Below are 21,843 nucleotides of genomic sequence, written 5' to 3'. Positions count from 1 at the left end.
CGCGGCTCAGACCAGGCCGGCGTCGTGCACCAGGAGCGCCACCTGGACCCGGTTGTTGAGGTCGAGCTTGGTCAGCACGCGCGAGACGTGCGCCTTGACCGTCGCCACGCTCATGAACAGCTCCCCCGCGATCTCCGCGTTCGTCCGGCCCCGGCCCAGTGCCAGGGCCACCTCGCGTTCCCGCTCGCTCAGCCGTTCGAGCAGGTGCCGGGCGTGATGCCGGCCTGTGTTGCCGTCCAGCGCCGCCACGTGGGCGATCAGCTGCCGGGTCACCGTGGGTGAGAGCGTCGCCTCGCCGGCAGCCACCCGGCGTACGGCGTGCAGGATCTCGGTGGGCGGGGTGTCCTTCAGAAGGAAGCCGCTGGCCCCGGCGCGCAGCGCGCGCAGCACGTACTCGTCGGCGTCGAACGTGGTCAGCACGATGACCTCCGGTGCGCCGGGCCGCGCCCGCAGGGTCTCGGTGGCCGCGAGCCCGTCGACGCGCGGCATGCGGATGTCCATCAGCACGACGTGCGGCCGGTGGGCCGCCACCGCCGCCGGGACCTCGGCCCCGTCGGCCGCCTGCGCCACCACCGAGACGTCGTCGGCGCCCGAGAGGATCATCGTGAGCCCGGCCCGGACCAGGGCATCGTCATCGACGAGCAGGACCCGGATCGGCCCGCTCATGCCGGCCACGGCAGCCAGGCCGCCAGCAGGAAGTCGCCGTCCGGGGTACGGCCGTGCGTCAGCCGCCCGCCGGCCAGCGTGGCCCGCTCGGCCAGCCCGATCAGGCCGGTGCCGGCGCCCGGGATAGCCGCCGCCGGGCGGCCGACCGGCACCGGGTTGCGGATGTCGATGGTGATCCCCTTCCCCGCGGCGCCGCCGACGGCCACCTGCACCGCCGTGCCGGGCGCATGCTTGCGCGCGTTCGTCAGGCCCTCCTGCACGATCCGGTACGCCGTGCGCCCCGCACCGGCCGGCAGCTCGTCCGGCGCGTCGACCCGCAGGTCCAGCCGGACCTTGACGCCGGCCGCCCGGGATTCCTCGGCGAGCGCCGGCAGCTGGTCCAGGGTCGGCTGCGGGCGTTCCGGCGGGGCCTCGCCGGCCGGCTCGCGCAGCACGCCGATGACCTCACGCAGGTCCTGCAGTGCCTGGTGGGCGCTCGCGCGGATCACCCCGGCGGCGCTGGCGACCTCCGCAGGCGGCGAGTCGGGCCGGATCTCCAGCGCCCCGGCGTGCAGGCTGAGCAGCGAGATGCGGTGGGCCAGCACGTCGTGCATCTCGCGGGCGATCCGGGTGCGCTCGAGCGCGCGCGCCTGGGCGACGCGCAGCTGCTGCTCGGCCTCGGCCCGATCGGCGCGGTCGCGCAGCGACACCACGAGCTGCCGGCGGGCCCGCACGATCATGCCCCACAGCTGCACGATGAGCAGGATGGCGGCGCTCCAGGCCAGCGATTCCAGGATCGGGGTGTCACTCTCGGGCCGGATCACACAGAAGGCCGCGTTGGTCCCCAGGCCGGCCACTGTGACGACGGCGGTCACCCCGAAGCGGCGGTGCACCCCGACGGAGAACATGATCACCAGGGCGGCGACGGCTATGGTGACCGACACCGCCCCGAAGACGATCACGCCGGCCGCGAGCTGCACCGGCCACCGGCGACGCCACCACAGCGCCACGGAGAACACGACGCCGATGGCGAGGTCGCTCGCGATGAGCCAGGTCGGGGTGCTGCTCCACTCCGGGACCATCTCCGGGTGCGGATTCAGCAGATCCCCCGTCACCAGCAGGGTCCAGCCGAGGCTCAGGACGAAGCAGAGGACGTCGATCACCCAGTCGCGGGTCGAGCGGGGGCCGGGCGGCCCGTCGGCCTCGTCGCGCAGGACGGCCGGGAGCAGCCAGCGATATTCCGGCGGCCGACCCGCCGGGCGCGCCGGTGCGAGCTCCCCCATGGCGGCCATCGTACGGTCGGCCCCGCGAGCCCCGATACCGACCAAAGTCGTAGGCATCGCTAGACCAAGGTTCGCCGCCCGCGACCGGCGGCCGACGCGCCGACCTGGGCGGCCCCGGCACGCTGAGACGCATGATCACGGTCGAGAACCTCACCAAACGGTACGGGCCCCACCCGGCCGTCGACGACGTGTCGTTCACCTGTGCGCCCGGCACGGTGACCGGCTTCCTCGGACCCAACGGCGCCGGCAAGTCCACCACGATGCGGATGATCTGCGGCCTCACCCCGCCCACCTCCGGTACGGCCACCGTCGACGGCGTGCCGTACCGCCGCATCGGCAATCCGGGGCGCCGCATCGGCGTACTGCTGGACGCCTCGGCGCAGCACGCCGGGCGTACCGGGCGCGAGGTGCTGACCCTGGCCGCGCTGACCATGGGCGTCGACAAGCGGAGGGTCGACGAGAGCCTGGAGCGCGTCGGGCTCAACCGCACCGCCGCCAAGCGCCGGGTGAAGGCGTACTCGCTGGGGATGCGGCAGCGGCTGGGGCTCGCGTACGCGCTGCTCGGCGACCCCGGCATCCTCGTGCTGGACGAGCCGGCGAACGGGCTGGACCCGGAGGGCATCTTCTGGATGCGCGGGCTGCTGCGCGACTTCGCGGACCGCGGCGGCACGGTTCTGCTCTCCTCGCACCTGCTGCGGGAGGTGGAGGCGGTCGCAGACCGGCTGGTCGTCATCGGCGGGGGCCGGATCGTGGCCCAGGGCGACAAGGCGGACCTGCTGGCCGCGTCCGGCACGGTGGTCCGAGCGCTCGACGCCGGCGCGCTGCAGCGGGTGCTGCACCGGGCCGGGCTCACCGGCACCGCCACGACCGACGGGGGCGTCGTGGTGCCGGCGGACGCGGAGGTCATCGGCCGGGCGGCCGCCGACGCCGGCCTGGTCCTGCTCGAGCTGCGCCCGGCGGGCAGCAGCGGGCTGGAGAACCTGTTCCTCACCCTGACCGCCGGTGACTCGGTGAAGGAGGCCGTGCGATGACCGCGGTGCAGAGTCCGTCGACCTCTCCGGCCGGTGCTGCGGTTGGCGCGGGCCGTAGCCGTACATATGAAGGTGTGTCTTTGATCCGGCTCACCCAGGTGGAGCTGCGCAAACTGGCCGACACCAGGGCGGGCCTCTGGTTGCTGATCGTGATCGGCCTGGCTGCGGCCGGCACGGCCGTGATCATGATCACCGCGAGCCCGGACCAGGACCAGACGTTCCGCGACCTGTTCTCGTTCGGCCTGCTGCCGGCCAGCGTGCTGCTCCCGGTCCTCGGCGTCCTGTCGATGACCAGCGAGTGGTCCCAGCGGACCGCACTCGGCACCTTCACCCTGACCCCGGCCCGCGGCCGGATCATCCTGGCGAAGCTGGCGGCGGCGGTCCTCATCGCAATCGCGGCGACCGCGGCGGCGGCGGCCCTGTCCGCGGCGGCCAACGTGATCGCGCTCGGCACCGGCGGCGACGGCAGCTGGCACATCACGGCCGACCAGGTGGGCCGGCTCCTGCTCAACCAGGTCGTCTTCGTCCTGATGGGATCGGCGTTCGGGGCGCTGCTGATGAACTCACCGCTGGCGATCGTGCTCTACTTCGCGATCCCGACGGTGTGGACGGTGCTCGGCGCGATGGTGAAATGGCTGGGCACGGCCGCGAAGTGGCTGGACATCAACCTGACGTCGGTGCCGCTGAGTGAGCCGTCGATGACCGCCGGCGAATGGGGCCGGCTCGGGGTCGCGTGCGCATTGTGGGTGGCGTTGCCGATGGTGCTGGGCACAGTCCGGGTGCTGCGGCGCGAGGTGTCCTGAGGGTGCTCGTTTCCGGCCGTCGCGGAAGGTCCGCGGCGGCCGGGCGGCGGTAGGCTGACGGTATGCCGATCGGTCCGCAGCCCCGCGGCCGGCGGGGCACGGTCGACGAGCCGTACAGCGCGCTGAATCTGCGGCTCGTGCTGGCCGTGTTCGGTTTCGTCGTGTGCACGGTCTTGTCCGTGCTGCTGTTCCGTGCCGGGTGGATGGTGCCGGCCTGGTTGCTGGCCGCCTGGGCGGTGGTCGCGGTGGGTGATGGGGTGGTGGTGCAGCTTCGGCGGCGGGCGCGCTCCCGCGCCGAGGGCGGCCGCGACCATTCGCTGTTCGAGTAGGCCGCGTCGCGACCCTTTTGGGCGGTAAGTACCTGTACCGTCCTTTGCTGTGCGCGCCTCACTTCGTCTCGCCGCCGTCACTGTCCTGCTGATCGCTCCCCTGGTGCCGCCCGCGGCCGCCGGCGTCGCCGCGCCGGTGCCGGGCGCGGCCCCGCTGCTGAACGACACCCGCGAGCCGGCCCGCAAGACCTACTCGACCGCCGGCCTGGAGAAACGCAGCGCCGGATTCGCGCGGCGCGCGGCGGGCGCGCCCACGCCCGCGGCCGGCACGGTACGGAAATGGCCCGCGCTCGACGACGTCGACGGCCGGTTCTACCGCAAGGACTACACGCTGCGCGGGATCGGCGAGCACATCGAGGTCTGGGTGGCCGCCGACGTCGAGTTCCCGGCCGGGGACTGCCGCCCGGCCGGCTCGACGGTCGTGACCGACGCGCAGATCGCCGGGCTCATCCGGGAGTTCGACCGGACGATCCAGCCGCGCGAGACCGCGGCGTTCAGCACCCCGCCGGACCGTGACGGCAGCGATGCGCAGGTCACCGGCGACTACACCGGCGCCGGGCAGCGGACGGTCACTCTGGTGGACAACGTCCGCGACGACAACTATTACGACTTCCCCGAGGCGGCGACCTACATCGCGGGCTTCTTCTCGGAGCAGCTCAACGATCTCGTCGACCGCAACGTCATGACGATCGACGCGTACGACTGGCGGCACCGTACCGGGGTGAACCCGCCGGACGAGCCGACCGCCGACCTGTGCACGAGCCGCCCGGCCCGGCCCCGGCTGTACGAGGGGACCTTCGCCCACGAGTGGCAGCATCTGCTCGAGCACTACACCGACCCGGGCGAGGAGCTCTGGATCAACGAGGGGCTGTCGGACTACGCCCAGAGCCTGGTGGGTTATGCCGACGGGACCGCCACCGTGTACCACCCGGGCGCGGACACGCATCTTGTGTGCTTCCAGGGTTTCGCCGTGGTGAAGACCGCCTTCAACGCGAATCCGCGGGCATGCGGCGGGGCGCAGAACTCGCTGAATCTGTGGGGCGAGGGCGCGCCGGCGGAGGTGCTCGCCGATTACGGCAACGCGTACCAGTTCCTGCTCTATCTGCATGACCGGTTCGGTCCCGCGGTGCTGTCGCGGCTGCACCGTGACGGCCGCCATCAGGGCCTCGCCGCGGTGCAGGAGGCGCTCGGCCCGGACGTACGCCTCTACGGCGTGCTGCACGACTTCCAGACCATGACCCTCGTCGACAAGGTCGCCGGGGACGGGACGATGATCGGTGTGCCGCGGAACCGGGTGACCGCCGCGAGCCTGCGGTCCACCGTGAACCTGGCCAATCCGGCGTCGTACGACCGTCCGGGCGCGGCTCCGAACGGCGCGGACTACGTGCGGCTGCGCGACGGGAGCGGACGGTCTCTGCGCGGGGCGGACCTGCGGTCGGTGCGGTTCCGCGGGGCTCGCACGCTGCCGCCGCTCCCCCTGGAGTGGACGCTCCGGGACGGCGCGCTGTTCTCCGGCGACGCCAGTGACACCGACGCCGCCGCGGTGGTCCCGGTGCAGGTCCCGGGCAAGGCGGCGACTCTCACGCTGCGTGCCCGGTACGGCGCCGAGAAGGGCTACGACTACGGGTACGTGACGGTCTCCGCCGACGGGGGCCGGACGTACCGGGCCGTGGCGGGCGACCGTACCGTGGTGGGTCCGCTCGGCCCGGCGCTCACCGGCAGCACGGACGGCTTCGAGAAGCACACCTACGACCTCTCCGCGTACGCCGGCAAGCAGATCCTGCTCGGCTTCCGCTACGTCAGCGACGGCGCGGTGAACGAGGGCGGCTGGTACGTCGACGACGTGGCGATCGGCGGCACGGCGGTCAGCGACGGCACGACCCTGAGCGGCTTCCGCTCGCCCACGCAGATCACGCCGGTGCCGGTGCACGCGTGGAACGTACGGCTGGTCGGGATCGACGGCGCCGGGAAGCGGGCGCGGCAGGTGCCGGTGGGGCAGTTCGCGGCGCTGCGGGCGTACCCGAAGGTGGTGGCGATCGTCGCCTACGACGAGCCGACCGGGCAGGTCGGCCAGTACGCGCCCTACACGCTCACCGTGAACGGCGTCGTTCAGCCGGGCGGCAGCACCCCGTAGATCAGGCCCGGCGAGCCCGCGCCGCCGCGGACGATCTGGCCGCCGCACAGGATCCACGCGCCGGTCTCGGGCAGCGCGGCGAGGTTGGCGAGCACCTCGAGGCTGAGGCGGTGCTCGCGGTGGACCAGGCGGGAGGCCGCGTAGGTGGGGTCCACGCCGGGGTCGGGGCCGAACGTGTCGGTGCCGGTGCCGCCGCGCCGGCCCAGCCGCCCGGTCGCGATGAGCCATTGCACCGCGTCCACGCCGAACCCCGGCTGGTGCAGCGTGCCGTCGCCGTCGCGGCCGTAGTACGCCTCCGTGCCCCATTTGGCGTCCCAGCCGGTCCAGAGGACCACGAACGACTCCGGCGGGATCGGGCCGTGCTCGTCCTCCCAGGCCAGCAGGCCGGCTTCGGAGAGGGTGAAGTCGGGGTCGGCGGCGCACCGGTCCCGGACGTCGATCTTCACGGCCGGCCGGAACAGGTCCGGCACCTCGAGGTCGTCGGCGAGCGCGGCGCCCTCGGTGAAGTGGCCCGGCGCGCTCCAGTGGGTGCCGGTGTGCTCGCCCTGCCGCACGTGGCGCAGGTGGAAGCCGTCCCGCGCGATGGTGGCCACGGTGTCGGCGGCGAACTCCGGGTCACCCGGATAGAGGCAGGCCGTCGCCGGGTCCGCGACGTGCGACAGGCTGACGAGGTCGAGCTGCATGGGGTCAGTCTGCCGGTGCGGGACGCCGTCAGTCGGCGAGGACCAGGGCGAGGCGGCCGGTGCGGCTCTTCTTGGCCGCGTACATGGCGGCGTCCGCGCGGGCGATCAGCGTGTCCGCCGCCGCGGTCCGCGGGTCCCCCCATGCCACGCCGATGCCGGCCTGCGGCAGCAGGCGGTGGCCGTCGTGGTCGAGACCGCCGGTGGCGAGGGCCGCCACCAGGGTCTGGCCGATGTGCCGGGCGTCGAGCGCGGCCGGGACGTCGGGGCAGATGACCACGAACTCGTCGCCGCCGAACCGGCCGACCACGTCGCCGTCGCGCACCGCGCCGCGCAGCCGGTCCGCGACGTGGGTGAGCAGGCGGTCTCCCGCCGCGTGCCCGTGCACGTCGTTGACCTGCTTGAACTCATTGAGGTCGATGAATATCACCGCGGTGCCGCGGGTCCGGCCGGGGCCGCACAGCGACTCCTGGAGGGCGGCGAGGGTGGAGGCCCGGTTGCGGCACCCCGTCAGCGCGTCGTACGTGGCCCGCTGCTTGAGCTCGTCGCGCAGCCGCACGTCCTCGGTGATGTCGGTGAGGCAGATGATGGCGCCGGTCACCTCGCCGCGGGGGCCGGTCAGGCAGCGCAGGTTGGCGCGGACCCGGCGCGGGCCGCGCTCGGCGTGGTGGTAGCCGTACTCGGCGTCGGTGTCGCGCCCGGCCAGCACGGCGTCGATCGCCGCGTCGATGGCGGGCCGGTCGCCGGGCAGGATCCGGTCCAGGTGGTGTCCGCCGAGCACCTCGCCGGGGTCGGCACCGATCGCCCGGGCGGCCCGCTCGTTCTGGTACGCGATCCGCCGGTCGGTGCCGATCTGCACGATGCCCATCGGGATGGTCTCGGTGAGCCGGCGCATGAGCTGCTCGCTCGCGCGCAGCGCCTCCTGGGCCAGCATCTCGTCGGAGATGTCGAGCATGTCGGCCACCACCTCGCCGATCGCGGGGTCGGCCAGGTGGTTGTGGTTGGTGATCTCGAACCAGACGACGTGCCCGTCGCGGTGCAGGTGGCGCAGGCGTACCCGGCGGGCCTCGCCGTCCTGCGTGGCGAGCATGTCCATCCAGCTGGAGATCGCCCGTACCCGGTCGTCGGGGTGGATGAGGTCGACGGCGCGGGTGCCCTTCAGCTCCTCGGCGCTCCAGCCCAGCACCTGGACCATCTCCGGGCCGGCGTCCAGGATGACGGCGTTGAGGTCCTTGCGGACGGTGACCAGGCGGGGCTTGATCGGTTCGTGCTCGAGCGGGCCGTTGCCGCCGTCGCCGTTCAGCCCGGCGATGAGCACGAGCGCCGCGCCGTACCGGTGGGAGAGGTCGAGGATCCGCAGCTCGACGAGCTGGGCGGGGGCCGCGACCGGGCGTACCCGGCAGGCGGCGCTGCCGCGGGCCAGGAAGTCGTGCCACGCGTCGATGACCACCGGGTGGTCCTCGGCGACGAAGATGTCCAGCGCCGAGCGCGGTCCCACCACCGGGCGCAGGGTGCCCAGCTCGAAGCCGGCGGGGAGGCCGGTGAACACGCCGGACGGCGTGATCGTGCTGACGAAGGCGTCCGGGTGGCGGGCCACGGCCTCGGCGTACGCCGCGTCGCGCTCGGCCTCGGTCAACTTCGCGTCGGGCATGTCTGTCGCATCGGCGGTCCGCCGCGCGACTGAAGGAGAACCCCGACATTGACACTGTCATATTGACAGTGTCAGTATGGTCGGCGTGTGGACGATGGACGAGCTCGTGGAGCGGGTACGCCGGGCGCTGGCGGCGGAGTACCCCGGCGCGCCCAACGGCCGGGTCCGCGACGTGCCCGACCGGCGGGCCATCCGGTGGTACACGACGACCGGCCTCGTCGACCGCCCCGCCGGCATGCGGGGGCGCACCGCCCTCTACGGCCCACGGCACCTGCTGCAGCTCGTGGCGCTGAAGCGGCGCCAGGCACAGGGCCACTCGCTGGCCGCGATCCAGGCCGAGCTGGCCGGGGCGAGCGACGCCGAGCTGGCCGCTGCGGCCCGGGTGCCGCGGGAGCTGCTGGCGGACGCCGGCGAGCCGGATGCTCCGGCGCCGGCTCGGCCGAAGTTCTGGGCCGCCGCTCCGGCCGCCGCACCGCAGAACTCGCTCCCGGAGGTCGGTGGCGTCGCGCTGGGTGGCGGGGCGGTCCTGATTCTTCCGGTACGCCCTCAGCCGGGTGACCGCGCGGCCATCGCGACCGCCGCCCGGCCCCTGCTCGACCTGCTCGCCTCCCGAGGCCTGCTCGACGCCACCCCCGACCCCGATGATGGGAGCCCGTCATGACCCTTTCCGTCACGCCGATGGAGCCGGCGGAGCTCGGCCGCATCCGGATCCTGCCCGACGCGGGCCTGGGGGCGCTGCGCACCGACCGCGGCAACCTCCCGCTGGACCGGCTGGACGTCCGGGCCCGGATCAGCGGGCTGGTCGCGGACACCACGGTCACCACCGAGTTCGTCAACGCGTACGACACCGCGCTGGAGGCCACGTACGTCTTCCCGCTGCCCGACCGCGCCGCGGTCACCGGCATGACCATGACCGCCGACGGCCGCACGGTCCGGGCCGAGCTGCAGGAACGCGCGGCCGCCCGGGAGGCGTACGACCGGGCGATCGAGGCCGGGCAGCGCGCGTCCATCGCCGAGGAGGACCGCCCCGACGTCTTCACCATGCGGGTCGGCAACATCCTGCCCGGCGAGCGCGTCGTCGTGGAGCTGACCCTCGTCGGACCCCTGCCGTGGGAGGACGGCGCGGCGACGTTCCGGTTCCCGCTGGTGGTGGCACCCCGCTACGTCCCCGGCACGCCGCTGGCGGGCACCCCGGTCGGTGACGGCCAGGTGCGCGACACCGACGCGGTGCCGGACGCCTCCCGGATCACTCCCCCGGTGCTGCTGCCGGGCTTCCCCAACCCGCTGCGGCTGTCGATCGGCGTCGACATCGACACCGCCGGCCTGCCCCTCGCCGAGGTCCGCTCCAGCCTGCACACGGTCACCACGTCCGGCGGCCGGGTGGAGATCGCGCCCGGCGAGCGCGCGGACCGCGACTTCGTGCTGCGGCTGCCGTACGCCGGCGACGGCTCCGGGGCGGTGTTCGTGCCGGACGCGCCGGTCGACGGCGACGAAGGGACGTACCAGCTCGTGGTGCTCCCGCCCGCCGACGGTGACACGCCCGCCCGGCCCAAGGACGTCGTACTGCTGCTCGACCGCTCCGGCAGCATGGGCGGCTGGAAGATGGTCGCCGCCCGCCGGGCCGCCGCCCGGGTGGTGGACACCCTGACCGGCGCCGACCGGTTCGCGGTGCTCACCTTCGACCACCAGATCGACCGCCCCGGCGACCTCGGCGAGGGACTTTCCCAGGCCACCGACCGGCATCGCTTCCGTGCGGTCGAGCACCTGGCCCGCGCCGACGCCCGCGGCGGCACCGAGCTGCTCGCCCCGCTGCGCGAGGGTCTGTCCCTGCTCGCCGGGGTGGAGGGGCGCGACCGGGTGCTGGTGCTGGTCACCGACGGCCAGGTCGGCAACGAGGACCAGATCATCGCCGAGGTGAGCAAGCTGATCGGCACCACCCGCGTGCACACCGTGGGCATCGACCGGGCGGTGAACGCGGGCTTCCTCGGCCGGCTCGCCGCGCTCGGCGCCGGCCGCTGCGAGCTGGTGGAGAGCGAGGACCGGCTGGACGAGGCGATGGAACAGATCCACCGGCGGATCGGCGCACCGCTGGTCACCGACGTGACCGTCAGCGGCGTGGAGCCGGGCCGGCCGCAGTCCGTCTTCCCCGGCGTGCCGCTCGTCCTCTTCGGCCGCTACACCGGCGCCGTGCCGTCCACTGTGACGGTTCGGGGCCGGCGCCGGGACGACAGCGACTTCGCCGTCGAGGTGCTGGTCGAGCGCCGCGACGAGCCCGCGGTGACGGCCCAGTGGGCACGCACGCGGCTGCGCGAGCTCGAGGACCGGTACGCCGCCGGCGACCACGGCCTGGAGCCGCAGATCGTAGCTACGTCCCTGCGCTACGGGGTGCTGTGCCGCTTCACCGCGTACGTCGCCGTGGACAGCCGGGTGGTGACCGAGGGCGGGCAGACCCGGCGGGTGACCCAGCCGGTCGAATCGCCGTCCGGGTGGGACATGTTCGACGCGGCGCAACCGCCGTCGTTCCTGGCCGCCGGGACCGCCGCGCCGCTGCCGCCGCCCGCCGCGCCCGCGCCCGGCGGCCTCCCGCCCGCCCAGCCCAGCTTCGCGCCCGTACGGGCCCAGGGAGCCCGGGGGCCGCAGCCGTTCGCGGCCGTACCGTCCTCGATGATGGCGCGCGGCAGCAGCCGCAAGATGGTCGCCCCGGGCGGCGCCGCGCTGACGCCGCAGGACCTCGCCGCCATCGTGGCGGTCGAGGCGAAGCGGCTCCGCGAGGCGCAGGACCGGCCGGTCGCCGAGCGCCGGGAGCTGCTGGCGGACCTCGGCACCCGGCTCGCCGCCCTGGTGGACGGCATGACCGGTCCGGAAATCACCGCGGTGCGCGAGCTCGCCGAACGGCTGCGCGCCGGCGGTGACACCGAGGCCGACTGGGCGTACGCCCGCCAGGTGCTGGACGGCTTCGCGCCCGGGGCTCCGCAGCGCAAGGCGTTCTGGAAGCGCTGACGGGAGCTCGTACCGGTCAGAACGGGAAGGTTCCCACCGGCGGCCGCTGCTTCGGGGCGTCCGCCGGCGGCAGGCCCTGGGCGGCGATCTCGGCCTTCGTGGCCGTGGCGAGGTCCAGGGTCGCCGTCCCGGCGGCCACCTCCTCCAGCTTCGTGGTGAACGGCTGCGCGGCCCGGCAGACGGCGCCCTTCGCGGGCAGCGTCTTGTGCAGCAGGTAGTCGTCCATGGCGGCAGTCACGCACGGCGACGTGCCGTACGCCGTGTGCCCGAAGTTGTCGCTGCTCAGGAGCCGGGCGTCGGCGAGCAGCCCGGCGGAGCCGACGGCCTGGTAGTAGTTGGTCGCCGGGTCCCAGTAGCTCCCGACCACCAGCACGGTGTTGCGGGTCTGCCGCGAGAACGGGCCGGTGTAGGCGTCCTCGTCCCGGACCTGCCAGATGTCGCGGGCACAGGGCGCGCTCGCCCACGCCCAGGCCTGCCCGAAGTACGGCGCCCGCTTCACGGCCTTCGCCACCTTGGCGGGCCAGGACGACACCGAGGCCGGGTGGCGGCCGTCGGTGCACATGACCGCGGAGTACGCGTCGGTCGAGTTCTCGTACGGGAACGCCCGGCCCTGGCGGCGGAGCACCCCGGAGGTGGCGGCGGCCACGGCGTCAGCCGACGGGTGCGTCGAGGTCAGCGTCCACAGGTCGTGCGCCAGGCCGGTGACTTCGTCGGGCGCGTCCTCGGCGTACAGGGAACTGAGGACGATGCTGATGAACGTGGCGTAGGTGAGCGTCGCGCCCTCCAGGGTCACGGGCCTGGCCTTGAGCCGCCCGGCGAGGGTGGCGAAGCGCCGCACCGGGTCGCCCGCGGCGAAAGCGCACCGGCTCTCCCCGGCCTTGTCGCAGAGGGTGAGAATCCGCTTCAAAGCCTTCTCCGCGCCCTGCGCCGACCGCAGCCGCTCGTCCTGGATGACGCCCTGCGTCGCGGCCGAGCCGGTCCACGACCGCGGGTTGATGACGCCGTCGACCGCGATGGCGCGGAAGCGGTCCGGGAACATGTTCGCGTAGAACTGGCCCAGCGCGGTGCCGTAGCTGAAGCCGAGGTAGCTGAGCTTCTTGTCGCCGACCGCACGGCGCATGACGTCCATGTCCCGCGCCACCTCGGCGGTGGACATGGCGCCGGCGAGCCGGCGCCCGGTGGTCGAGCAGCCGGCGGCGAGCTTCCGGACGCTCTTCAGGTACGCCCTCGTCTGCTTCGCGCCGACCGGGAACGCCACGGACATGCCCTTCAGCGCCGCCGTCTGCCGGCCGGTGTCGGTGAAGCAGGCGACGTTGTCGCTGGCCCCGATGCCGCGCGGATCCATGCCCACGACGTCGAACCGCTCCAGCAGCGAGGCGCTGAGCACCATGGGAGCCACCAGCGCGAACGAGGTGGCGGAGACGCCCGGGCCGCCCGGGTTCACGAAGAGGCTGCCGGCCTTGTGCGCCTGGTCCTTCGCCCGGACCCGCAGCAGCGCCACGGTGGTCCGCTCGCCGTACGGGCGGTCGTAGTCGAGCGGCACCTCGGCGGTCGCGCACTGCGCCCAGCCGTAGCACGCGTACCACCGCAGGTGCGGGGTGGCGACGGCACCCACCCGGCGCGCCTCGACGGCGCTGGTGCCCGCGGTCCGCACCGCCTCGATCGCGGCGACCGGAGCATCCGGCACGTCGGGCACGGCAGCGGCCGGCACCGCGGCGGCGGTCGCGAGGACGAGCCCGGCGACGCCCGAGGCGAGCAGGCGGAGGGAGAGCGGCATGCGGGTGCCCTTTCAGGTCAGGTACCCCAGAAATCGGCCAAGAGCCGAGGCCTCCGGTACGCCGTTCGGGCAGCGTCACCCTGGCCGTTCGGCCGATCTTCGGTCCGCCCCCGGCGCTTGCAACCGGGCTGCTCCCCGGGCCGGTAGCGGGTAGGTTTCCGCAAGGGCATCGGACGGTGAGGCGGAGGATGGCGGAGCGGGACGGCGACGCGCGGCGGCACCCGGAGGACGGGGATCCGCTGCTGGTCCGTCCCTACCTCGGTGGCGAGCCCGGAACCCCCGCGCCGGACGCCTCAGCCGAGACCTGGCCCGGCGCCATTTCTGAGCCAAGCGCCGTTTCGGGACCGGGCGCCGTTTCCGGGCCGGGCGCGGCCGCTGATCCCGCCGCGTCGGCGGCCGGCGGCGGCTTCGCGGCATTCCGGCGGCGGCGAGTCGCGTTGATCGTCGGTGGGGTCGTGGCGCTGGTGACGGGTCTCGGCGTGGCAGGTTCGATCGCGGCGCTGCCCTCGGGCCCGGACCGCGGCCCGCAGGCCTTCACCGACGTCAGCCTGCCGCCCTACCCGGCACCCACGACCGCCGGCACGCCCCCGGCCAGCGCGACCCCCGCCGCGCCCCGGGCGACCGCGCTCACCGAGTCGACCCGCAGGACCAGCAGCCCCCCGGCTTCCGGCACGTCGACCCCGGCGGCCGCGACGGCCTCCTCCGCGGCGACACGCCCGCCCGCCGGTCTCGCGCCAGACGTGCCGAGTCCGAGCCCGGCGCCGACGCTCTCGCCGCCCCCGTCCGCCGACCGCATCGGCGCCATCGGCGGGCTCGGCGACCTGTGCCTCGACCTCAACGGCGGTGTGCCCGCCGAGGGCAACCACATCCAGGTGTACGAGTGCAACCGCACGCCCGCGCAGATCTGGACCGTCGCCACTGACGGCACCCTGCGCGTTGCCGGGATGTGCGCCGCTCCCGTGGAGGACGGGACCGTGCGCATCGCGGTCTGCGACGGGCGTACGGCCGCGCAGTGGCGGGCGGGACCCGATCGGTCCCTGGTCGCCGTGCCGAAGGGCGGCTGCCTCACCGACCCGTCGGACGGTACCCGCTCCGGCGAAGGGGTCCGCGTCGGCGCCTGCACGGGCACGGCGAACCAGCGCTGGCTCCTCCCGTGACGGCTCCTACCGTGACGGCGGCTCCTACCGTGACGGCTCTGGAGGCAGGGCCCGGTAGGCGGGCCTGAGGATCTCCGCGAGCGGCACCCCGCCGTACGCGAGTGGTGGCGGGTCCAGCTGGTCGAGCAGCAGGTCCGGGCGCAGTGGTGGTGGGGGCGGGTGCGGCGCTGTGGGCGTACCCGAGTCCCAGAAGTCCGTCATGTCCCCGAGACCCGCGTCGGCTGGCTGCTCCGGCACGGGCGTCGCGTCCGCCACGTGCACCGAGGTGCTGCGGAGGTCGCTCAGCCGGGTCAGCAGCTCGTCCCGGCCCCGGCCGCGCCAGGCGAACACGCCGAACGGGTCGGTCTCGAACGACGCGGCGAGGGCATAGCAGGTCGCGGCGAGGTGTACGCACGGCATGGGCCAGCGCTCGCAGGTGCAGTCCATCGCCACCTCGTCGAGTGACAGCGGCAGCAGCGTCAAACCGGCGCCGCGGAAGACCGCGTCGATGTCCTGGGGCATCCGCCCGGCGAGCAGATCGGCGACGTAGCGCGCCTGGGCCGCCAGATCCGCCTCGACCCGCGACCACTCCGCGGCGCCGAACGCCCGGACCGCGATGCGAGCGCGAAAAGCGTGGGTGTCCTCCGGGCCGCGGACCTGCGCGGTGATCAGGCTGCCGGAGATCGTCAGGCTGCGTACGTGCCCGGCGCGGGCGTCGCGGCGCCCCCGGGCGAAGGTCGGCGCCATCCGCAGTGCCTCGAACATCGCCACGAAGGGTGCGGAGAACGGGTCAGTCACCGACGGCCTCCGGATCCAGCCGCGTCAGGTCGCGCAGCTCGTCGGTGGATAGCGTGGTCAGCCAGCTCTCGCCGGTGCCGACGACCCGCTCGGCGAGGACGCCCTTGTCGGCGAGCAGCCGGTCGATGCGCTCCTCCAGGGTGCCGAGGCAGACGAGGGTGTGCACCTGCACGTCGCGGCGTTGCCCGATGCGGAACGCCCGGTCGGTGGCCTGCGCCTCGGTCGCCGGGTTCCACCAGCGGTCGACGTGGACGACGTGGTTGGCGGCGGTGAGGTTGAGCCCCGTACCGCCGGCCTTGAGCGACAGCACGAAGATCCCCGGCCGCCGGTCGGCCTGGAACGCGGCCACCATCTCGTCACGGGCACCCCGCGGCGTGCCGCCGTGCAGGTAGCGCACCGGCACGCCGAATCGGGCCGAGAGATGCGGCACCAGCATGGACCCGAACCGCGCGAACTGCGTGAAGCACAGCACGCTCTCCCTCTCGGCGAGGGCGGCGTCCAGGATCTCCTCGAGGCGTTCCAGCTTGCCGGACCGCCCGGGCAGCGCCGAGCCGTCGCCGAGCAGCTGGGCCGGATGGTTGCAGACCTGCTTGAGCTTGGTCATCGCGGCCAGCACCAGCCCCTTGCGCCGCGTCTCGGTGGTCTCCTTGATCCGCAGCATCATGTCGTCGAGCACGGCGCGGTACAGCGTGGCCTGCTCGGCGGTCAGCCCGCACAGGTGCCGGGTGTGACGCTTGTCGGGCAGGTCGTCGATGACGGCGGGGTCGGCCTTCACCCGGCGCAGCAGAAAGGGCCGGGTGGCGTGGCGCAGCCGGGCGGCGGCGTCCTCGTCGGCGTAGCGCTCGATCGGCACCGCGTACCGGTTGCGGAAGGTGTGGGCCGTGCCGAGCAGCCCGGGGTTGAGGAAGTCGAGAATGGACCAGAGCTCGTCCAGGCGGTTCTCCACGGGCGTACCGGTCAGGGCCACCCGGCTGCGCGCCGGGAACCGCCGGACCGCCCGCGCGGCCCCGCCGGCGCTGTTCTTGACGTGCTGCGCCTCGTCCAGCACCACCCGGTCCCAGCTCACGGCGGCCAGCGCATCGGCATCCCGGGTAGCGGTCGCGTAGGTGGTCAGCACGACGTCGGCCCCGTCGACCAGATGACCCGGCTCCGGCCGGTCGGCACCGTGCAGAACCCGCACCCGCAACGACGGCGCGAACCGCGCGGCCTCCCGCTGCCAGTTGCCGAGCACCGACAGCGGGCAGACAAGAAGCGCCGGCCCGCTCCGGCGATGCAGCAGCAGCGCGAGAAGCTGCACGGTCTTGCCCAACCCCATGTCGTCGGCGAGGCAGGCACCCAGCCCCAGCCCGTCGAGAAAGGCCAACCAGGAGAAACCCCTTCGCTGGTACGGCCGGAGCACACCGGTCAGCCCCTCCGGGGGATCGAGAAGCTCCAGCCGCTCTCCCAGCCGCCCGGACAACAAGTCGGCGACCCACCCCCGCCCCCGCACCTCGACGACCGGCAGCGGCACCTCCTCAGGAGGCAGAAGGCGGATCAACCGCAACGCGTCCCCGGCGGTCATGGTGCCGCCACCCCGCCGCAGGAACTCCAGCCCCGCCCGCAACCGCTCGGCGTCGAGATAAACCCAGCGCCCCCGCAACCGCACCAACGGCACCTTCACCCGCGCCAGCTCGCCCAACTCGGTCTCAGTGAGCACCCGCCCCCCAAGCGCAAGCCCCCAGTTGTACCCGACGATGGTGGCAAGATCAGCGGCCTCGTCCCGCAACACCGGCGCGGCGGTCTGCGGGGTACGGACGTCCAGGGCCAGCCCGAGCCGCTGGGGCTCCCGCCACCACGCCGGCAGCATCACCCCGAACCCGGCCTGCTCGAGCACCTCGGCCTGCCCGAGGAATCGGTAGGCACCCTCGGTGTCGAGCACGAGCTCAGCGGGCCGGGCAAGCCGCAGCACGACGTCGAGCTCCCCGAACAGCCGGGCAGCCCGCCCCAGCCCGGCAATGAGCCGCTCCTGAGGCCGATGCGTCCACCTCCGCAACGGCGCGACGGCGTCGCGCCAGACGTCGGCGGCGGGGACCAGGAGGCTGGGCTCGTCGACGGGCTGCAGCAGGAACTCGAGCAGCCAGGCATCGGGAGCGGCCCCACCGCCGCCCTCGGCGACGTCATGGGCGCTGCTCCCACCGGGCACCGCCGCGGCATCGGCCGTCGTGGCGTCGCGGGTTGTGGTCGCGTCGGGCTCCTCATCGGGGTCCAGCTCGTTCAGGTGGCTCAGCCGGAACACGACCCGCACGGCAGCTCCGCGGCTCGCCTCGGCATGCCACTGATCCAGCGCATCGGCGACCGCATCCACCCCATCCGCGCGACCCCCCACTCCCGAGCCGTCCGAGCCACCGGGGCCCGTCCCGGCCGGCAGACCCTTCCTGCCGGAGCCGTCGGCGGAAGGCGCGGCCGGCCCACTCACCTGGGCGTCGTCCGCGGTGAGCGCCGCCAACCACGGCGCGCCGGACAGCGTGATGCCGGACTCGGCCAGCCGCGTGCGGACGAGCCCGTCGACCAGGCGTTCCAGCGCGACGTGCAGCGCATCGGCGGCGGGCAGGCCATCGATCTCGCCCGGGCGCGCCCGTTCGGCGCGGCAGGCCGCCGGCATCCCGCTGACCAGCGCCGCATGCCGCGCAGCGTCCGGACCGGTGAACACGGGCCGCCAGAGCGCGCGGGCCACCGGCCCACCGGTGCGTACGGCAGGCAGCACCCGTCCCCGGGCCACCAGGTCGGCGGCGAAGGCACACACGTCGGCGAGGAACTCCAGTGAAGGGGCGGCGCGCGCGCCCACCTCGTCGGCGAGGTCCAGGGTCACGAACGGAACCGTCACCGCGGGCACCCGCCACGGCCGCAACCGCGGTTTGCCCCTCCGAGGCGCCAGTCCGAGCTGCGGCGACGGCAGTGGCCCGGCGGATGTCGATGGAAGCAGCAAAGTCGAGGGCCGGGGCTCACCCATAGCGGCCCGCGCCCGCGGGTGCCAACCGCGCTGAGCTCCGACGACCCCTCCGCGCGTGCGCCCATCGGGCTCATCGGCCACTTCGCCCCGGGCAAGCCCTGCCCCGGGTCGGGGCGGGGCCTGCTCTCGCCCGAGGTGTGGCCGGAGTGGCGGCCGTTGGCTGGCGGCCGCGTCCTCGTCGGTCTCGAGCCAGAGTGCCAAGGCTCCGTCCCGGGCTAAGAAGCCGTGCAACACGGCGACGCGTGGCACGGCGACGCGTGGCACGGCGACGTCCGGCACCGGCCGTTCCCCGGCGGTCCCGTGATCCGTGCCGATCATTCGACCTGCCAGGCGATGTCGGGCGGTCGCACGCGGGCGCACCGGGGACCGCCGTCCGGTCCGGTGAGGCTCAGGCGCCCGACCAGCGCCCCGGCGCCGTCGTGGGCGGCGCGCAGCGTGGCGGTGGGGATGTCACCGAACATCAGCTTCGCACGCCGGAACATCTCGAAGGTGTTGCCGTGGACGGCGCCCCAGCTCAGATAGAGGAAGCGGACTCCTGGGCGGCCGTGTACGTAGGGGCCGCCCACGTCCAGGAGGTCGTCGACCTCCCGGCTGTCCACCTCGAACGCCCACACCGCCCCGTCGGCGTCGGCCGGGAAGCGGTCGACGACCTCGGTTTTGCGCTGCACGCCGACGTGCACGTTGCCGCGCCGGAGGGTGTCCGCCTCGGCGCCGACGCGGCGTCCGGGCAGGTCGTCGCCCTCGATCCTGATGTGCACGCCCTGCACTCTAGGCCGACCCTCCGACATTTCCGGATGCCCGGTTCCGAGCTGTTTTGGCCCGCCGATTCCGACACCTCCCCGGACGCCGACTTCCATCAAAGTCCAAAACATTTCGGGACATTGACAGTGATGACTCAGCCGAGCACCCTTCCCATCATGGGAGCGCTTTCATTTGCGCTCGGCAGACCCCTGAGGAGCGAAAACGTGGCGATGTCCCCCATCCGCCGTCCGCACCGGATGCGCGCCGGTGCGGCCGTCCTGGCACTGGCGGCGCTCATGCCGCTCACGGCGACAGCGGCCGACGCGGCGGGCCCCGCGGCCGGCGCGACCGGCCCGGCGCAGACGGCAGCCCGCTCCGCGCGGATCACGGCCGGGCATCGGACCACGGCCGCGCATCGGACCACCTTCTACACGCCCCCGCCGAACCCCGGAGCCGTCCAGCAGATCGCGGACCTCACCGCCCAGGGCCGCCGCCCCCTCGCCCGCAAGCTCGCCGCCATGACCGAGACCCCGCAGGCGGTCTGGATCACCCAGTACGCCGGCACCGAACTGACCCGCACCGTCCGTACCCATGTCCGGCAGGCCGCCCGCCAGCACAGCACGCCGGTATTCGTCGCCTACAACGTGCCCTTCCGCGACTGCGGCGCCTACTCCTCCGGGGGCGCGCGCACGGTGGCCGAGTACAAGGCGTGGATCGACGCGTTCGCCGCCGGGATCGGCAACACCAGGGCCGCCGTGATGCTGGAGCCGGACAGCCTGGGCATCATCCCCTGGTACACCGACGTCAACGGCAACGCGGAGTGGTGCAAGCCCGCCGAGGCCGACCCCGTCACCGCCCAGCAGGACCGCTTCGCGATGCTGAACTACGCGGTCGACCTGTTCAAGGCGCTCAAGCGCACCAGCGTCTACCTCGACGGCACCAACAGCAACTGGCTGAGCTCGGGCGACGCCGCCGACCGCCTCGTCCGGGCCGGGGTGCTGCGGGCCGACGGCTTCTTCCTGAACGTCTCCAACTTCGAGGCGACACCGCGGCTGCTGAAGTACGGCACCTGGACCGCAAAATGCGTCTACTACGGTACGCACGGAGGCGCGTTCCGGGACTGCGCGAGTCAGTACTACCCGGCGGATCCGGCCGACTTCAGCACCTGGAACCGCAGCGACGCCTGGTACGACGCCAACGTCGGCACCGTCGCCCCGGATCGGCTGCCCCACTTCGTCCTCGACACCAGCCGTAACGGCCGGGGCTCCTGGACCCCGCCGGCCGGCACGGCGTGGCCGGACCCGATGACGTGGTGCAACCCGCCGGACCGGGGTCTCGGGCTGCGTCCCACCACCCGCACCGGCAACGAGCTCGCCGACGCCTTTCTCTGGATCAAGATCCCCGGCGAGTCCGACGGTCAGTGCGACCGTGGCACCGGAACCGGTCTCGACCCGGCCCGGGGCAATACGGCCGACCCGGCAGCCGGCGCCTGGTTCCCGGCACAGGCCGTGGAGCTGGTCCAGCTCGCGAACCCGCCCCTGCGCTGATCAACGGCCGGGCCGGCAGAGCAGGCCGGCCCGGCCGGAGAGGCCGAAAGGCGAGTCACGCGTTGTCACGCAACCAAGCGTCGATCAGCCCCCCGAAATGCCCGAGGAAACGCTCGTGCTCATGCGGCGGATACATTGCCCGCACCGTCTCGGTGAGCAGGGACCGGAACTCCGGCGACCCGACCCACTCGTGCACCATCTCGTCGAGGTGCGTCAGATGCTTCTCGCAGAACTCCTCGTACCTGTCGATCTCGAAGTAGTCGTCCGCCAGCTTGCGATACAGCCCGAGCTTCTCCTGGTACGACAGCGACGTGTCGTCGGCGACGGCGAAGTACGCGGACATGTCCATGTCCAGCCGCGGTTTGCGCCCGGTGACGACGCAGAACACGGTCCAGCGCAGCAAAGCGGTCATCGCCCACGGGAAGTAGTAGTGCAGCGAGGTGACCGCCACGTCCGGGCACGCGTTGGCGTAGTCGATGGGGTGGACCTCGTCGCCCTTGACCAGCGACTCGCACGAGTTGAACTCCCAGCGGAAGAACGCGTTGACGAGCCGGGAGATGGTGACGACCTCGTCGCCCACCGAGGGGCTGAGGAAGTTGTGGTCGACGGCGTACCGCTCGTGCATCGGCAGCTCGGGGCGGAACTTCATCACCATCGTCTCGGGGCCGATGGTCAGGGAGCGGGCGAAGACGTCGTAGTCCTCGACGGCGGCCTGCAGGTGCATGAGCCGCTCGCCCGAGGCGTCGTACGCGGCGTGCAGCTCGTCCGGGTTGCGGATCTTGGAGACGCCCACCCAGGCGCCGCCGTCGTACGGCTTCATGAACATGGGGTAACCGACCGACTCGGCCAGCGCCTCGAGGTTGAACGGCTGGTTGTAGCGCGCCGACGTGTACGCGTACCGGGAGTTGTCCAGCGGGTTCTTGAACGGGACCAGGACCGTCTCCGGCACCTTGAGGCCGAGCCGCATCATCGCGCAGTACGCGGCGTGCTTCTCCATGGACTGGAAGGTGAACGGGCTGTTGAGCAGGTACACGTCGTCCATCAGCGCGGCCTTCTTGAGCCATTCGCGCGGGTGGTAGTACCAGTAGGCGAGCCGGTCGATGACCAGGTCGTGCCGGGGCTCGTAGCGCAGGTTGAACGGCTCGATGGTGACCCGGACGGTGCGGATGCGGTGGCTGCGCCCGGCGACGTCGGTGATCACCCCGACGCGGCGCAGCAGCGCCTCGTACGCCCTCGGCCAGTCGTCCTCGGTGCCCAGCAGCAGTCCGATGGTGTGCTCGACGTCGGCCATTGGCGCCT

The 21,843-nt window shown here is 73.4% G+C and carries 17 protein-coding genes; 8 read left to right on the top strand and 9 right to left on the bottom strand.

Annotated elements, in window-relative coordinates; all coding sequences use genetic code 11:
- Window positions 1-6 precede the first annotated feature (6 nt).
- On the bottom strand, window positions 7-666 hold the full coding sequence (locus AB0368_RS01475) for a response regulator transcription factor (RefSeq protein ID WP_366151775.1): 660 nt from the start codon (window positions 664-666) through the stop codon (window positions 7-9).
- A complete protein-coding gene (locus AB0368_RS01470) occupies window positions 663-1,928 on the bottom strand; it encodes a histidine kinase (protein WP_366151774.1) in 1,266 nt (421 codons plus the stop codon). The genes AB0368_RS01475 and AB0368_RS01470 overlap by 4 nt, the downstream gene beginning before the upstream one ends.
- Before the next feature lie 131 nt (window positions 1,929-2,059).
- Between AB0368_RS01470 and AB0368_RS01465 the strand changes: the two genes are divergently transcribed.
- From AB0368_RS01465 to AB0368_RS01450, 4 genes are all read left to right on the top strand, one after another.
- The gene (locus AB0368_RS01465) at window positions 2,060-2,959 is read left to right on the top strand and encodes an ABC transporter ATP-binding protein (protein ID WP_366151773.1); all 900 of its coding nucleotides are present in this window, start codon (window positions 2,060-2,062) and stop codon (window positions 2,957-2,959) included.
- A gap of 74 nt (window positions 2,960-3,033) precedes the next feature.
- Window positions 3,034-3,762, top strand: coding sequence for an ABC transporter permease (locus AB0368_RS01460; protein WP_366151772.1), 729 nt, complete (start codon window positions 3,034-3,036; stop codon window positions 3,760-3,762).
- 62 nt (window positions 3,763-3,824) lie between these two features.
- Window positions 3,825-4,091, top strand: coding sequence for a hypothetical protein (locus AB0368_RS01455; RefSeq protein ID WP_366151771.1), 267 nt, complete (start codon window positions 3,825-3,827; stop codon window positions 4,089-4,091).
- A 49-nt stretch (window positions 4,092-4,140) separates the two neighbouring features.
- On the top strand, window positions 4,141-6,225 hold the full coding sequence (locus AB0368_RS01450) for a peptidase M6 immune inhibitor A (protein ID WP_366151770.1): 2,085 nt from the start codon (window positions 4,141-4,143) through the stop codon (window positions 6,223-6,225).
- Here the strand turns inward: AB0368_RS01450 and AB0368_RS01445 are convergent.
- Both AB0368_RS01445 and AB0368_RS01440 read right to left on the bottom strand, forming a co-directional pair.
- Window positions 6,201-6,908, bottom strand: coding sequence for a cyclase family protein (locus tag AB0368_RS01445; protein WP_366151769.1), 708 nt, complete (start codon window positions 6,906-6,908; stop codon window positions 6,201-6,203). The genes AB0368_RS01450 and AB0368_RS01445 overlap by 25 nt on opposite strands.
- A 28-nt stretch (window positions 6,909-6,936) precedes the next feature.
- Window positions 6,937-8,556, bottom strand: a complete 1,620-nt coding sequence (locus AB0368_RS01440; RefSeq protein WP_366151768.1) for a sensor domain-containing diguanylate cyclase — start codon at window positions 8,554-8,556, stop codon at window positions 6,937-6,939.
- A gap of 76 nt (window positions 8,557-8,632) precedes the next feature.
- Between AB0368_RS01440 and AB0368_RS01435 the strand changes: the two genes are divergently transcribed.
- Window positions 8,633-9,217: a MerR family transcriptional regulator gene (locus AB0368_RS01435; RefSeq protein ID WP_366151767.1), complete on the top strand. Its 585-nt coding sequence runs from the start codon at window positions 8,633-8,635 to the stop codon at window positions 9,215-9,217.
- Window positions 9,214-11,556, top strand: a complete 2,343-nt coding sequence (locus AB0368_RS01430) for a VIT domain-containing protein (RefSeq protein ID WP_366151766.1) — start codon at window positions 9,214-9,216, stop codon at window positions 11,554-11,556. The genes AB0368_RS01435 and AB0368_RS01430 overlap by 4 nt, the downstream gene beginning before the upstream one ends.
- 16 nt (window positions 11,557-11,572) lie before the next feature.
- Here AB0368_RS01430 and AB0368_RS01425 read toward each other — a convergent pair whose 3' ends face one another.
- Window positions 11,573-13,333 (bottom strand): alpha/beta fold hydrolase, encoded by a 1,761-nt coding sequence (locus AB0368_RS01425; RefSeq protein ID WP_366151765.1) that lies wholly within the window; start codon window positions 13,331-13,333, stop codon window positions 11,573-11,575.
- A 188-nt stretch (window positions 13,334-13,521) separates the two neighbouring features.
- Here AB0368_RS01425 and AB0368_RS01420 point away from each other — a divergent pair, with 188 nt between their 5' ends.
- Window positions 13,522-14,490 carry an RICIN domain-containing protein gene (locus tag AB0368_RS01420; protein ID WP_366151764.1) on the top strand — a complete coding sequence of 323 codons (969 nt, stop codon included), beginning with the start codon at window positions 13,522-13,524 and terminating at the stop codon, window positions 14,488-14,490.
- A 24-nt stretch (window positions 14,491-14,514) separates the two neighbouring features.
- On the opposite strand, the gene AB0368_RS01415 is transcribed toward AB0368_RS01420, so the two are convergent.
- The 3 genes from AB0368_RS01415 to AB0368_RS01405 form a co-directional block, all read right to left on the bottom strand.
- A complete protein-coding gene (locus AB0368_RS01415; protein ID WP_366151763.1) occupies window positions 14,515-15,267 on the bottom strand; it encodes a hypothetical protein in 753 nt (250 codons plus the stop codon).
- Window positions 15,260-18,130, bottom strand: a complete 2,871-nt coding sequence (locus AB0368_RS01410; protein ID WP_366151762.1) for a DEAD/DEAH box helicase — start codon at window positions 18,128-18,130, stop codon at window positions 15,260-15,262. Before AB0368_RS01410 ends, AB0368_RS01415 begins: the two co-directional genes overlap by 8 nt.
- Window positions 18,131-18,570: 440 nt before the next feature.
- Window positions 18,571-19,014, bottom strand: coding sequence for a DUF5990 family protein (locus AB0368_RS01405; RefSeq protein WP_366151761.1), 444 nt, complete (start codon window positions 19,012-19,014; stop codon window positions 18,571-18,573).
- 213 nt (window positions 19,015-19,227) lie between these two features.
- Here AB0368_RS01405 and AB0368_RS01400 point away from each other — a divergent pair, with 213 nt between their 5' ends.
- Entirely contained in the window at window positions 19,228-20,544 is a 1,317-nt protein-coding gene (locus AB0368_RS01400) for a glycoside hydrolase family 6 protein (RefSeq protein WP_366152373.1), read from the top strand.
- A gap of 55 nt (window positions 20,545-20,599) precedes the next feature.
- Here AB0368_RS01400 and AB0368_RS01395 read toward each other — a convergent pair whose 3' ends face one another.
- Window positions 20,600-21,835: a hypothetical protein gene (locus tag AB0368_RS01395; protein ID WP_366151760.1), complete on the bottom strand. Its 1,236-nt coding sequence runs from the start codon at window positions 21,833-21,835 to the stop codon at window positions 20,600-20,602.
- Window positions 21,836-21,843: the final 8 nt, after the last annotated feature.

The sequence above is a fragment of the Actinoplanes sp. NPDC051475 genome (genome assembly GCF_040689425.1).
Lineage (GTDB): Bacteria > Actinomycetota > Actinomycetes > Mycobacteriales > Micromonosporaceae > Actinoplanes.
Note: the sequence above shows the minus strand (reverse complement) of the source record. Positions and strands in the feature narration are given on the sequence as shown.

Excerpts from the sequence above, each read along its gene's own strand:
- AB0368_RS01455 (WP_366151771.1), top strand. The coding sequence starts at position 3,825 with ATGCCGATCGGTCCGCAGCCCCGCGGCCGGCGGGGCACGGTCGACGAG.
- AB0368_RS01440 (WP_366151768.1), bottom strand. The coding sequence starts at position 8,556 with ATGCCCGACGCGAAGTTGACCGAGGCCGAGCGCGACGCGGCGTACGCC.
- AB0368_RS01470 (WP_366151774.1), bottom strand. The coding sequence starts at position 1,928 with ATGGGGGAGCTCGCACCGGCGCGCCCGGCGGGTCGGCCGCCGGAATAT.
- AB0368_RS01435 (WP_366151767.1), top strand. The coding sequence starts at position 8,633 with ATGGTCGGCGTGTGGACGATGGACGAGCTCGTGGAGCGGGTACGCCGG.
- AB0368_RS01425 (WP_366151765.1), bottom strand. The coding sequence starts at position 13,333 with ATGCCGCTCTCCCTCCGCCTGCTCGCCTCGGGCGTCGCCGGGCTCGTC.
- AB0368_RS01475 (WP_366151775.1), bottom strand. The coding sequence starts at position 666 with ATGAGCGGGCCGATCCGGGTCCTGCTCGTCGATGACGATGCCCTGGTC.
- AB0368_RS01465 (WP_366151773.1), top strand. The coding sequence starts at position 2,060 with ATGATCACGGTCGAGAACCTCACCAAACGGTACGGGCCCCACCCGGCC.
- AB0368_RS01445 (WP_366151769.1), bottom strand. The coding sequence starts at position 6,908 with ATGCAGCTCGACCTCGTCAGCCTGTCGCACGTCGCGGACCCGGCGACG.
- AB0368_RS01395 (WP_366151760.1), bottom strand. The coding sequence starts at position 21,835 with ATGGCCGACGTCGAGCACACCATCGGACTGCTGCTGGGCACCGAGGAC.
- AB0368_RS01430 (WP_366151766.1), top strand. The coding sequence starts at position 9,214 with ATGACCCTTTCCGTCACGCCGATGGAGCCGGCGGAGCTCGGCCGCATC.
- AB0368_RS01400 (WP_366152373.1), top strand. The coding sequence starts at position 19,228 with ATGTCCCCCATCCGCCGTCCGCACCGGATGCGCGCCGGTGCGGCCGTC.
- AB0368_RS01420 (WP_366151764.1), top strand. The coding sequence starts at position 13,522 with ATGGCGGAGCGGGACGGCGACGCGCGGCGGCACCCGGAGGACGGGGAT.